Genomic DNA, 12779 nt, shown 5'->3' on the forward strand with positions numbered 1-12779 from the left:
GGCATTCCCGATGCAGCCGAGGTGTCCCGGAAGGGTGTGCAGCTTATGAGTGGCGAGGACAGAACGCCGCGTCCGCCGCGTTTCGCCCCCACCGAGCATCTGGCCAGTGAGGCCATTGCCGCGTATGTGGACGGCGAATTGCGGATGAACGCGTACCTGCGTGCCGCTCACCATCTTTCCGTCTGCGTGGAATGCGCGGCGGAGGTGGACGCGCAGCAGCAGGCGCGCATTGCGCTGCGGCAGTCCTCGGATCAGATTTCCGCGCCGATGCGCCTGCACGATTCACTGAGCCGCATCCCGCTCTCGGAACTTCCCACCGCGGAAACGCTGAATGCGGATCGCGGAACTTTCGCGCGCGGCGCGAACTTCGTCGGGCTGCGCCAAGATTCGTTCGACAGCAAACGGTGGACATCCTGGTGGCGCAAGTAGAGTTCATCGCGTGACCACCGAATCGAAGAACACGGGCCCGGTTCCGGGTGACGGGCCCGCGGCGAACAACCTGCAGAATTCCGCGCAGGCTTCGGATTCGGCGGCCGATCGGGGGAACCTGAGGCCGTCGGACGCACCGGTCCTGGGACCGCGGCCGGTAATGCGGCCGCATGTCGACACGCATACCGCACGCGCCTTCCGCCGCCCGAGTGGGCAGAACGGCTCGTTCTCACCGCGCACGGCCGCCGCCGCGGCCGCTGCCGCCGCCACGGACGGCCCGCAGGTGCAGAACCGGCCGCCGGACGCGGTGCTGGCCGAGGCGTTCGGCCGTCCCGCCGGTTCACAGGAGCTCCTGCAGCGCGATCCCGAGGCCAAGGCCGAGACGACCGCCGCGGCCGGGACCGCCGATCCGTGGCGGGATCCGAATTCCGCTGCCCGCCTTGGCACTCCGGCCGTGGGCACCCCGCTGCCGCCGCCGCTGACGCAGGGCCGTCAGATCAGTGCCAGGGAGGTGCTGTTCGGCGGTAAGGTCGCGCCCGCGGCGCTGGCCATTCTGGCCGTGATCGCACTGGTCGTCGGGTTGATGAGCGGTCTGCTGGGCGGTCTGGTCGGCCGGCTCACCGCCGAATCGGCGCTGACCTCGCGCAAAGTCTCATTGCAGTCCGCGGATTCGACGAATGTGGCGCACGGCCAGATTTCCAAGGTCGTGGACACCGTCATGCCCGCGATGGTGACCGTGCGCGCCTGGGTCGGCGATTCCGGTTCCACGGGTTCGGGTGTGGTGATCGACGGCGCGGGCTACATCGTGACCAATAATCACGTGATCTCACTGGCCGCCAATGACAAGAGCGGCAAAGCCCAACTGCAAGTGGTGTTCTCCGATGGCACCCGGGTGCCGACCAGCATTGTCGGCCGCGATATCAAATCCGATCTGGCGGTGCTGAAAGTCGATGTGAAGAACCTGTCGGTGATTCAGCTCGGCAATTCCAACGATGTGAAGGTCGGCGACGATGTGCTGGCCATCGGTTCGCCGCTGGGCCTGGAGAAGACCGTCACCTCCGGTATCGTCTCGGCGCTGCACCGCCCGGTGAAGGTGGGCGGCGAGGGCACCGATACCAATGCCACGCTCGACGCCGTGCAGACCGATGCCGCGATCAATCACGGCAATTCCGGTGGCGCGCTGGTGGATATGACGGGTCGGCTGATCGGCATCAACTCGGCTATCAAGTCCGAGAGCGGTGGTTCGGTGGGTCTGGGCTTCGCGATTCCGGTGGATCAGGTGAAGCGGATTTCGCAGGCGCTGATCCGGGACGGGTCGGTGCATCATCCCCGCCTGGGCGTGAGCGCCAAGACCAAAATCGTCGCCAATGACGTGATGAGCGGTGCGGCCGTGGCCGATGTGCAGGCCGGTAGCCCGGCCGCCAAGGCGGGCATCGTGGAGGGCGATGTGATCGTGAAGGTCGGCGATCGCGATGTGACCGGCCCGGAGGAATTGACGGTCGCGGTGCAGTCGAATGAGATCGGCCAGAAGGTGAATGTGCGCCTCATTCGCGACGGCCGCGAAGTCGATGTGCCGGTAACCCTGGAATCGGATTAAGGCAGAATAGGTACCGTGTTCAGCAATATCAGCTGGGGCGAGCTACTTATTCTGCTCGTCGCCGCCCTCGTGATCCTCGGCCCGGAGCGGTTGCCCGGCGCCGTGCGCTGGACAACCAATGCGCTGCGGCAGGCTCGCGACTACGCGAGCGGTGCGACGCAGCAACTCAAGGACGAGTTGGGGCCGGAGTTCGAGGAGATCCGCAAACCGCTGGAGCAGTTGAACGAACTCCGCGGTATGAATCCCAAGACTCTGGTCACCAAACATCTTCTCAATGGCGACGATTCGTTTCTGACCGGAAACTTCGACAAGCCGGTCACGGCCGCGAGCAGCGGTTTCGAGGATTACTCCATGCCGAAACCGCAGAAACCGCTGGAGCGCAACGAACGTCCGCCGGTCGATCCGGACGCCACCTAGAGCAACTTCGTCAAGCGGTCTAGACGCATGGGGCTGTTCAGGTATCTAGACTGCCTCCATGTCAGCCGACGAGGTGGCACGGGTGTTCGCGATCGAGGACAAGGTCGAGCGCCTCAAAGCCGCCACCGACGGCGTGGCGGCGGCGCAACAGCAGATCAATGAGCTCACGCGTATACGCCGCGCCGTAATCCGCGAACTACATGCCGAGGGCTGGACGTTCGCCAGAATCGGTGCGGCCGCCGGACTTTCCCGGGCCCGCATCCATCAGGTGAGCACGCAGGGCCCGGTGCCGGAGGGCCTGTTCTTCGGACACGGCCCGCTCACGATTCTCACCCCGGACGTGCGCAGCACCACGCGCGCCATCGCCCTGGTGGGCGCACCGGACGCGGCCGCGCCGCATCGCCTGGTGGAGCTGCTACGCGAACTCGGGTTCACCGCGGCGGTGCAGCGCTTCCTGCCCGGGCGGCCGCTGGATCTGGATCGGGACGGCCTGATCGTGCTCGGCGGCCCCGAATTGTCGCCCAGCTTGCGCTATCTCGTCGCCGCGGACCCCAGGCTGCGCCGCACGGTGGCGCGTGCGGGCCGGGTGCGCCGGGGTATCGAGGATCGGGCCGCGCGGCGCGTATACCGCCCTGGCGGCACCGAACCGTACGACATCGCCTACCTGGCCCGGCTCCCCCGCCCGGACGGTAAGGGAACGGTCCTTGTCATCGACGGATTGCATCCCCCGGCCTCACTGGGCGCGATCCGTTTGCTGGCAACACGATTGGCGACGCTGCACGAGCGCGCGGCCACCCACCCGTTCTCGGCGGTGGTGGGCGTGCGCTACGACCGCAATACCGGTGAGCCGATCGAGGCGGACCTGCTCACCCCGATCTACCGGCACGACCGCTGAGTCCCGGTCGCGGACGCGACCGGGACGCCGGGATCCTTACGCGGCAGCCCATTCCGGGCGCAGGGTGTTCATCGGCGGGCGATCCTCCAGCGACACATCCGTGGAGCGTGCCGTGAATTCGCCACTGATCAGCGGGAATTGGGTCAGCGCGGCACCCGAGTCGGAGACCCCGGCGCGTCCGAGCACGGTGCCCAGGATCTGCCGGCTCATCACCCCGAGTTCGGACAGCGGGCGGTTGCGGTGCTGGCGCACACCGAGATTCACCTGCCCGATGGCGGACAGTCCGAGCATGTCGTGGGTATCGAGCAGCAACCCGATCTCCACGCCGTAGCCGGGTGCGAACGGCACCGCGGTGAGCAGTTCGCGGGTGCCCGCGTACTCACCGCCCAAGGGCTGCAGGACATTCGACAGCGCCGGGCGCAGCGCCGACAGCAGTGGGCGGGCCACCAGTTCGGTGACGCGGCCGCCGCCGTTGTCGTCGATGCTCGCGCCCTGCCGCAGCGGACGCCGGTAATACGCCTTCACCAGGTGCATTCCGTCGACCGTGAGCAGCGGCCCGAGCAGTTTCGGCACGAACATCGGGTCCGGGTCGATGAGATCGGAGTCCACGAACGCCACCAGATCACCGGAGGTGACGGCCAGTGAGCGCCACAGCACCTCACCCTTGCCCGGAACCGGGTCGAGTTCGGGCACGGCCTGTTCGCGGGTCACCACGCGCGCTCCGGCGGCCTGTGCGAGCTCGGCGGTGGCGTCGGTGGAACCGGAGTCCAGAACGACGAGTTCGTCCACCAGCGTGCCCAGCAGGGGCCGGATGCTGGCCACCACGGTCGCGACCGTGGCTTCTTCGTTGAGTGCGGGCAGGACCACCGAGACGGTGCGGTCGCCCTTGGCGGCCACGAGTTCCTCGACGGTCCATTCAGGGCGGTCCCAGGTATTGCTGGTCACCCAGTCGGTCACCTTGTTCATGCCAGACCTCGCAGGGTTCGGGCGGGTGGGCGCAGGCCCTGGATCGCGGCGATCATGTCCACCACGCGTCGGGTGGCCGCTACTTCGTGTACCCGGAAAACTCGAGCACCCGCCGCGGCCGACCATGCAGTCGCTGCCAATGTGCCCTCCAATCGCTCGGATAGCTCGACACCAAGAGTCTCTCCGATGAAATCCTTATTACTCAGCGCCATCAAGACCGGCCATCCGGTATTCACAAGAACGTCCACAGAACGCAACAAATCGAGCCCGTGATACGTGTTTTTCCCGAAATCATGCGTGGGGTCTATCAATATCGAGTCTTTGGAAACTCCCGCCGCGACCGCATTCTCGGCGGCCGCGACAACGGTTTCGGTGACCTCGGTCACTACATCGGTATAGCGCACCCGATGCGGACGGGTCCGCGGAATGGCTCCGCCGGTGTGACTGCACACAATTCCGGCGTTCAACTCGGCGGCGACCTCGACCAGTCCCGGGTCGGCCCCGGACCAGGTGTCGTTGATCAGATCCGCGCCCGCGTGCACGGCGGCCCGCGCGACCTCGGCCCGCCAGGTGTCGATACTGATCAGCAGCTCGGGAAATCGCTGCCGGATAGCGGCGACGAACGGCACCACCCGGCGCGCCTCCTCGGCGGCATCCACATCGCTACCGGGTCCGGCCTTCACTCCGCCGATATCGACGAGATCGGCGCCCTCGTCCACCGCCCGGGTGACCGCGGCCATGGCCGCCTCATCGGAGAAGGTCGCACCCCGGTCATAGAACGAGTCCGGCGTCCGGTTCACGATCGCCATCACCAGCGCCCGATCCGTCGCCACCGGCTTTCCGCACAATGTCGGCAACGGCGCACACATGCCCTCGACTGTACCGACACGTGTCCAGCTGATGCTGGGCAGCCGACCGGATTCCGGCCGCCGCCCGGGCCTCAGCCGCGCGGAAGTTTGCCCGCGGCCACCTCGGCCGCGTATTCCGGATAGATCGGGACATAACCGTCACCGCGCCCGGTCAGCACGTACAGCGTGCTGATGTCGTCCGCGCCGAGCCCCTGGGTGCGCAGTTCCACCTTGCGGGACTTGAAGGTCGAGGTCTGCTCCAGTTCCGGAACCACTCGAATGACAAGGGGCACAGCGTAAGTGGGTAGGCGGTCGTAGAGGGTCTTCGCGGCGACCTTACCGTCGAAGGTCGCGCCCTCGGCGAGGGTGATCGCGGCCATGCCCGCCTTGCCGTCCGCGCCCGGGATATCCACGCCGTAGACGACGGCCTGGAGCACCGCGTCGATACCGTCGAACGCGCCCTCCACCTCGGTGGTCGCCACATTCTCACCCTTCCAGCGGAAGGTGTCGCCGAGCCGGTCCACGAAGGCGATATGACCCCAGCCCTGATTGCGCACCAGATCGCCGGTGTCGAACCAGCAGTCACCGGCGGTGAAACCGTCCCGCACCAGCTTGGATTCGGTTGCGGCACTGTCGGTATAGCCGTCGAAGGGGGAACTGGTGGTGACCTTGGCCAGCAGCAGGCCGACCCCGCCCGCGCCGATGCGGCGCAGTTTGCCGTCCGGGCCGCGCTTGGCCTTGCCGGTGGCATCGTCGTATTCGACGACCGCGAACGGCAGTGGGGTGAAACCCGCTGTGCGCGAAAGGCTGAACGCGTTGATGAAGGCGACATTGCCCTCGCTCGCGCCGTAGAACTCGACAATCCGCTTGATACCGAAGCGATCCCGGAATTCGTCCCAGATCTCCGGGCGCAGGCCGTTGCCGACCGCCAGCCGGACCCGATGCTGCCGATCGGTGCGGCGGGCGGGCTGATTGAGCAGATAGCGGCAGAGTTCGCCGATGTAGATGAAGGCCGTGGCCTGATTGGCGATGGCCTCCTCCCAGAAGCGGGAGGCCGAGAACTTGCGTCCCAGTGCGAGTGTCGCGCCGCCCGCGACCACCGAGGACAGCGCTACGGTGAGGGCGTTGTTGTGATAGAGCGGCAGGCAGCAGTACAGGGTGTCGCCGCCGTCCAGGCGCACGCCCAGACCGCCGACCCCGGCCATGGACTTGGTCCAGCGCATATGGGTCATGACGCTGGCCTTGGGCAGGCCGGTGGTGCCGGAGGTGAAGATCAGGTAGGCGCGTTCCTTGGCCAGAATCTGTTCGCAGACAGCGGGATTCGCGGCGTCGGCGGTGCGGGCGGCGGCCTCCAGATCCTTGGACCAGAGCACCGCGGGGCGCAGTTCGGTGAGCGTGTCCAGGGCCTCGGCGCATTCCTCGCCGATCACGTCCAGCACCGAGTTCAACAGTCCGAAGCTGTGCTGCAGCACGGCATCTCGCTGATTGTGGTTCAGGAGTCCGGCCGTGGCACCGAGTTTCACCACGGCCAGCACGGTGAACAGCGCCTCGGGCCGGTTGGTCATCAGGACCCCGACCACATCGCCGCGCTTGACGCCGTGCGAGGCCAATACGCTCGCGTACCGGTTCACCTCGGAATTGGCTTCACCCCAACGGTATTCGCGGCCTTCGAAGCGCAGGAAGGCGCGCTCGGGGTGTTTGGCGGCGGCCCGCTGGAAGAAGAGTCCGATGGAAGCCTTGGAATCGGATTTCACCAGCATGTGCACGGCATTGCGGGTCATGCCCGGCAGCTGTACCGCCATACCGGGCAGGCTGCGCGCCAGATCCACCAGGCTGACCGTCGAACGGGCGTCGTTGTTCACTGCGCGGGGCTCCTCACCGGGTCGTGCTCGTGGTCACACCCTGACGGATACACCCTTCGTTGTCGAGTGAAACCCGATAGTTCCGCACAAAATTGTCAGATGCACCGCCCGTGACGGCGCAATCTGTCAACTTCAACAGGTGTCGGAGCCCGGGGCTCCACAGCACTCAGCGCCCGGGGCGCAGCGCCTCGAAAGCCTCCGCCAGATCTCCGGTCACGATCACCCGGTCCATCGCCTCGCGCCCGGCGTAACCGCGTTCGCGCAATTCCTCCAGCCAGGCGAACAGCCCGCGATAGTGCCCGTCCGGATCCAGCACCACCACGGGCTTGTCGTGCATGCCCAGGTAGGCCCCGGTCCAGGTTTCGAAGAACTCCTCCAGGGTGCCGATGCCGCCGGGCAGGGTCAGGAAGGCGTCGGCGCGCTCGTCCATGACCTGCTTCCGCTCGCGCATGGAATCGGTGACGATGAGTTCGTCCGAGTCCACATCCGCCATTTCGCGGTGCACCAGCTTCTTGGGGATGACGCCGACGGTTTTCGCGCCCGCCGCGCGCGCCGCGGTCGCGACCGCGCCCATCATCGAGACATTGCCGCCGCCGGACACCAATTGCCAACCGCGGCGGCCGATTTCGGCTCCCACCCGGCGGGACAATTCCAGTGCGGCGGGATCGCCGATGCTCGCCGAGCAGTACACGCAGACCGAATACGAATCGCTCACCACTGATCTCCCTGTGCCGCGGCATCCATTTCGGCGCGCTGTTCGGCGGCCGCGAGCACCAGGCGCACCACCTCGTCCACACTGTCGGTGACGTGCAGCAGATTCATATCGCCGGGCGCGATCTTGGCCGAGCCGAGCAGTGACTCGCGCAGCCAATCCACCAGTCCCGACCAGTATTTGGTGCCGAACAGGATGATCGGGAACTGATTGATCTTATGCGTCTGCACCAGCGTGAGCGCCTCGAACAGCTCGTCCAGGGTCCCGAAACCGCCCGGCAGGCAGACGAACGCCTGCGCGTACTTCACGAACATGGTCTTGCGCGCGAAGAAGTACCGGAAGTTGATGCCGAGATCGACCCACTCGTTGAGATGCTGTTCGAACGGCAGCTCGATCCCGAGCCCGATCGAATAGCCGCCCGCCTCGGAAGCACCGCGATTCGCGGCCTCCATGGCCCCGGGCCCGCCACCGGTGATCACCGCGAACCCGGCCCGCGCCAGCGCCCCGCCGATCGCGATGCCCGCCTGATACTCCGGCGATTCCGGCGCGGTGCGCGCCGATCCGAATACGGCCACCGCGCGCGGCACCTCCGCCAAAGCCCCGAAGCCCTCGACGAATTCGGCCTGAATGCGCAGCACCCGCCACGGATCGGTATGCACCCAATCCGCCGGTCCCCGCTCATCCAGCAGATGCTGATCGGTGGTCCCGATCCCGACCTTGCGATCCCGGCGCAGCATTATCGGCCCACGAAACCGTGGACTCTTCGAACCCGGGATTTCAGCCTCAGCAGACATGCCAGCCACCGTACTGGGTTGGGTTTGCCTCCGCTTCGCTGCGGCGGCCGACGCCGCTGCGAGCCGTCAGGCCTTATCGCCCAGGAGGTAGCTGCGGAGCATGGAGGTGACCTGGGTGATCTGGTCGACGGGGAGGTGTTCGTCGCGTTTGTGGGCGAGGTTGGGGTCGCCGGGACCGAAGTTGACGGCCGGGATGCCGCGGGCGGCGAAGCGGGAGACGTCGGTCCAGCCGTATTTGGCGCGGACGCCGCCGCTGCCGTGCAGGTGCACGATCTCGATGAGGTCCTTGGCGGCGGGGGCGGTCAGGCCGGGTAGCGCGCCGGGAGCGCCGTCGGTGCGCTCGAAGCCCAGGTCCAGGCCCGAGAAGACCTCGCGCACATGCTCGGTCGCCTCGTCCAGGGTGCGGTCGGGGGCGAAGCGGAAGTTCACGTCGACCTCGGCCACATCGGGGACCACATTGCCCGCGACGCCGCCGGAGACGCGCACGGCGGACAGGCCCTCGCGGTAGACGCAGCCGTCGATATCCACTTCGCGCGCTCGATAATTCGCCAGCCGCTCCAGGATCGGCGCGAGCCGGTGAATGGCGTTGTCGCCCAGCCACGCTCGCGCGGTGTGCGCGCGCACGCCGGAGGTGGTGAGCCGAACCCGCAGCGTCCCTTGGCATCCCGCTTCGATCCAGCCGCCGGACGGCTCACCCAGTACGGCGAGGTCGCCCTCCAGCCATTCGGGTAGTTCGCGTTCGATGCGGCCGAGCCCGTTGAACTCGGCGGCGATCTCCTCGCAGTCGTAGAAGATGAGGGTCAGATCGTGCACCGGTTCGGCGACGGTGGCGGCCAGGTGCAGGAAGACCGCGTCACCGGATTTCATATCCACGGTGCCGCAGCCCCACAGCCGCCGTTCGCCGGTCGCGGTGACCTCGAAGCGGCTGGGCACATTGTCGGCGATGGGCACGGTGTCCAGATGTCCGGCGAGGATGACCCGGGTGGCCAGACCGCGATTGGTGCGCGCCAGCACGGTATTGCCGTGCCGCAGGATTTCGAAGCCGGTGGTCTGCTCGCGCAGGGCTTTTTCGACGATATCGGCGATGCGGGTCTCGTCCTTGGAAACGCTGGGAATGTCCACCAGAGCGGCAGCGAGGTTGATCGGGTCGGCGCTCAGATCGATGGTCACCCCTTCCACCTTAAAGGAGGTGTAATCTCCGCTCCCGGTATGGCGGCGGCCGTGGCACAAAAAGCCACCATTCGGGGCAAAATTCGCGGCCGGTAATCTTTACCGACGTGAGCACTCAGGGAGCAGTAGCAGTCGGCCTCGCCACCATCACCGCCAACGGCACGGTGCTGGACACCTGGTACCCGTATCCGGAGCTGGGCACGGTCGCCGATACCGGCACCAAGCGCCTGGACGCCTCCGATATCGAATACGCCAAGTTCGCCGACGCCGCGGGCGTCGACGAGGCCCGCCGCGTCGAGACGGTCGTGGTGCGCACCAGCATCGCCGATCTCGATGCCGCGCCGGTCGATACGCACGATGTCTACCTGCGCCTGCAACTGCTCTCGCATCGCCTGGTGAAGCCGCACGGCCTGAATCTGGACGGCGTCTTCGGCCTGCTCGCCAATGTGGTGTGGACCAATTACGGCCCGTGCTCGGTGGAGGAGTTCGAGCTGACCCGCCTGAAGCTGCGCTCGCGCGGCCCGGTCACCGTGTACGGCATCGACAAGTTCCCGCGCATGGTGGATTACGTCGCGCCGTCGGGTGTGCGCATCGCCGACGCCGATCGGGTGCGCCTGGGCGCGCATCTGGCCTCGGGCACCACGGTCATGCACGAGGGTTTCGTGAACTTCAATGCCGGCACGCTCGGCAATTCCATGGTGGAGGGCCGCATTTCGGGTGGCGTCGTGGTCGGCGACGGCTCCGATGTGGGTGGCGGCGCGTCCATCATGGGCACCCTGTCCGGTGGCGGTAAGCAGGTCATCTCGCTCGGTGAGCGCTGCCTGCTCGGCGCGAACTCGGGTCTGGGCATCTCGCTCGGCAATGACTGCGTGGTCGAGGCCGGGCTGTATGTCACCGCGGGCACCAAGGTGACGCTGCCGGACGGCGCGGTCATCAAGGCGGCCGAGTTGAGCGGTAAGGACAATCTGCTGTTCCGCCGGAATTCGGTGACCGGCACGGTGGAAGCGGTGGCGCGCAAGGGCACCGGCATCGAGCTGAATGCCGCACTGCACGCCAACGACTGACCCACTCCCCAACCGCTGGACCGCTATTCGATGCCGAAGGCGATGATCCGCTCCGGGGTGATGCGGATCAGCTCCGGCGTGCCGCCGGGGATATAGCTTTCGACGCCGCGCAAAGCCTGTGCGGTGCCGCGGATTTCGAGGCACCGCACGGTCCACGGGTTGACCGAGGGCACATCGTCGACGACGAAGGCGATCCGTTCCTCCTTGGCGAGGTTCCGGAACTTCTGCGACGCCCCCATATTGTGGCCGGCGATATCGATGGTGCCCAGGTCCGCGTTGTAGCGGAACCCGACGGGATTGTTCTGCGGTGACCCGTCGGGCCGGATGGTGGCGAGCCGGCCCAGGCGCTGGCTGCCCAGATACTCGATCTGCGCGGGCGTCAGTGTTGCGATCATGTCCGCGACGTTATGACCTGAAGTGCGGTTCAGGTCAAGCGACACGGTCCCGGCGGGGCGATGTTCAGCCGAGCAGTTTCTTCTGCACCTTGCCCATGGCATTGCGCGGCAGCGCGTCCACCACGCGCACCTCGCGGGGGCGCTTATGTGCCGAAAGTTCGCCCGCCACATGGTCGATGAGTTGCTGGGCCACCGCATCCCCCGCACCGTCCCGCAGTACGACATAGGCGACGATGCGCTGGCCGAGGTCGTCGTCGGGGACGCCGATCACCGCGGTCTCCGCCACGGCGGGATGTCCGAGCAGCGAGGTCTCGATCTCCCCCGCGCCGATTCGGTAGCCGCCGGATTTGATCAGGTCCACCGATTCGCGGCCGACGATCCGGTGCATGCCCTCGGCGTCGATGACCGCGACATCGCCGGTCTTGAACCACCCGTCCGCGGTCCAGTTCTCGGCGGTCACCTCCGGCTTGTTCAGGTACCCGTCGAACAGCATCGGCCCCTGGACCTGCAGTCCGCCAACGCTTTCCCCATCGTGCGGCAGCACGTTCCCGGCCTCGTCCACCAACCGCGTCAGCACCCCGGCCACCGGCGTGCCCACCCACCCCGGCCGCCGCTCCCCGTCCGGCCGGGTGGACAGCGTGATCATGGTTTCGCTCATGCCGTACCGCTCCAGCGGCGCGTGCCCGGTCAGTTCCCGCAACCGCTCGAACACCGGCACCGGCAGCGGCGCACTCCCCGAGATCAGAATCCTGGCCTTCGCCAATTCCTTTGCGGCGACGGCGTCTTCGGCGATCCGCGACCACACCGTCGGCACCCCGAAATACATGGTGCCCGGCGCGGCGGCATACGCCTCGGGCGTCGGCTTACCGGTGTGGATCACGGGGCTGCCGACCCGCAACGGCCCGAGCAGCCCGAGAATCAACCCGTGCACGTGGAACAGCGGAAGCCCGTGCACGAGAACGTCATTCGACTTCCACCCCCACGCCTGCGCGAGCGCGTCCAACCCGGCCGCGATGGCGCGACGGCTCAGCATCACACCCTTGGGCGCTCCCGTGGTTCCGGAGGTGTACAGAATGAAAGCGATCGCCCCGGGCGCGGGTTCGGGATAGGTATGCCAGGACCGCGCGTGCGCCCGCACCGGAACCACCGGCAGCGCACTGCCTTCGGGCGCTTCCCCGAGCCACGCCTGCGCTCCCGAATCATCCAGGATGTGCGCCAATTCGGCGCTGCCCGCGTCCGGCGGGACCGGCACCACGGTGACGCCCGCGATGAGGCAGCCGATCACCGCCAGCACCGTGCTCACGGTGGGGCGTGCGAGCACCGCGACCCGTTGGGCCTGTGCGATGCGTTCGGCCACGGAGGTGGCCGCGCCGAGCAGATCACTGCGCGACAGGCTCACCCCGGCGATGGTGACGGCATCGGGGATATCGTCCCCGGCCGCGACGGCGGCGGGATGCAAGGACCTCAGCAGGAGTGGCGACCCATAAGACACCCGCTCACGCTACCGAAGCCCCGGGTGCGGGCCGATACCGCCGGGCCGGGCACGAATCGGCCGCGATGGTGGCAAGTCGGTTGACAGGTGGGGCGAGTGGGTAAGACAGTTTGTGTACAACCTTCTCACTTCCGAGGA

General features: G+C 67.1%; 13 protein-coding genes. 5 read left to right on the forward strand and 8 right to left on the reverse strand.

The window, feature by feature from the left end:
- Window positions 1-45 precede the first annotated feature (45 nt).
- Genes ACFC4D_RS27885 through ACFC4D_RS27900 form a run of 4 tightly spaced genes read left to right on the forward strand, consistent with a single transcriptional unit; the run spans window position 46 to window position 3338 of the window.
- Window positions 46-429 (forward strand): hypothetical protein, encoded by a 384-nt coding sequence (locus ACFC4D_RS27885; RefSeq protein ID WP_364640011.1) that lies wholly within the window; start codon window positions 46-48, stop codon window positions 427-429.
- A 10-nt stretch (window positions 430-439) separates the two neighbouring features.
- Window positions 440-2026 (forward strand): S1C family serine protease, encoded by a 1587-nt coding sequence (locus ACFC4D_RS27890; protein ID WP_376067900.1) that lies wholly within the window; start codon window positions 440-442, stop codon window positions 2024-2026.
- Between the two features lie 15 nt (window positions 2027-2041).
- Complete coding sequence (tatB, locus tag ACFC4D_RS27895) at window positions 2042-2443, forward strand: Sec-independent protein translocase protein TatB (RefSeq protein WP_364640014.1); 402 nt, start codon at window positions 2042-2044, stop codon at window positions 2441-2443.
- A gap of 58 nt (window positions 2444-2501) precedes the next feature.
- Entirely contained in the window at window positions 2502-3338 is an 837-nt protein-coding gene (locus ACFC4D_RS27900) for a hypothetical protein (protein ID WP_364640017.1), read from the forward strand.
- A 36-nt stretch (window positions 3339-3374) separates the two neighbouring features.
- On the opposite strand, the gene ACFC4D_RS27905 is transcribed toward ACFC4D_RS27900, so the two are convergent.
- From ACFC4D_RS27905 to dapE, 6 genes are all read right to left on the reverse strand, one after another.
- A complete protein-coding gene (locus ACFC4D_RS27905; protein WP_375965562.1) occupies window positions 3375-4304 on the reverse strand; it encodes a glucosyl-3-phosphoglycerate synthase in 930 nt (309 codons plus the stop codon).
- Window positions 4301-5173, reverse strand: coding sequence for a dihydropteroate synthase (folP, locus tag ACFC4D_RS27910; RefSeq protein ID WP_375965560.1), 873 nt, complete (start codon window positions 5171-5173; stop codon window positions 4301-4303). The genes ACFC4D_RS27905 and folP overlap by 4 nt, the downstream gene beginning before the upstream one ends.
- 71 nt (window positions 5174-5244) lie before the next feature.
- Window positions 5245-7014 (reverse strand): long-chain-acyl-CoA synthetase, encoded by a 1770-nt coding sequence (locus ACFC4D_RS27915; RefSeq protein ID WP_376067902.1) that lies wholly within the window; start codon window positions 7012-7014, stop codon window positions 5245-5247.
- Window positions 7015-7180: 166 nt separating this feature from the next.
- Window positions 7181-7732: a TIGR00730 family Rossman fold protein gene (locus tag ACFC4D_RS27920; protein WP_376067904.1), complete on the reverse strand. Its 552-nt coding sequence runs from the start codon at window positions 7730-7732 to the stop codon at window positions 7181-7183.
- The gene (locus tag ACFC4D_RS27925) at window positions 7726-8520 is read right to left on the reverse strand and encodes a TIGR00730 family Rossman fold protein (protein ID WP_375965553.1); all 795 of its coding nucleotides are present in this window, start codon (window positions 8518-8520) and stop codon (window positions 7726-7728) included. Before ACFC4D_RS27925 ends, ACFC4D_RS27920 begins: the two co-directional genes overlap by 7 nt.
- Window positions 8521-8586: 66 nt before the next feature.
- Window positions 8587-9690, reverse strand: coding sequence for a succinyl-diaminopimelate desuccinylase (gene dapE, locus ACFC4D_RS27930; RefSeq protein WP_376067906.1), 1104 nt, complete (start codon window positions 9688-9690; stop codon window positions 8587-8589).
- A 107-nt stretch (window positions 9691-9797) separates the two neighbouring features.
- On the opposite strand from dapE, the gene dapD reads away from it, so the two are divergent.
- Window positions 9798-10754 (forward strand): 2,3,4,5-tetrahydropyridine-2,6-dicarboxylate N-succinyltransferase, encoded by a 957-nt coding sequence (dapD, locus tag ACFC4D_RS27935; RefSeq protein WP_375965548.1) that lies wholly within the window; start codon window positions 9798-9800, stop codon window positions 10752-10754.
- 23 nt (window positions 10755-10777) lie between these two features.
- Here the strand turns inward: dapD and ACFC4D_RS27940 are convergent, their stop codons facing one another.
- A complete protein-coding gene (locus ACFC4D_RS27940) occupies window positions 10778-11149 on the reverse strand; it encodes a PPOX class F420-dependent oxidoreductase (RefSeq protein WP_375965545.1) in 372 nt (123 codons plus the stop codon).
- Between the two features lie 64 nt (window positions 11150-11213).
- Window positions 11214-12641 (reverse strand): acyl-CoA synthetase, encoded by a 1428-nt coding sequence (locus tag ACFC4D_RS27945; protein ID WP_376067908.1) that lies wholly within the window; start codon window positions 12639-12641, stop codon window positions 11214-11216.
- Window positions 12642-12779: the final 138 nt, after the last annotated feature.

The organism is Nocardia sp. NPDC056000 (assembly GCF_042269265.1).
GTDB lineage: Bacteria > Actinomycetota > Actinomycetes > Mycobacteriales > Mycobacteriaceae > Nocardia.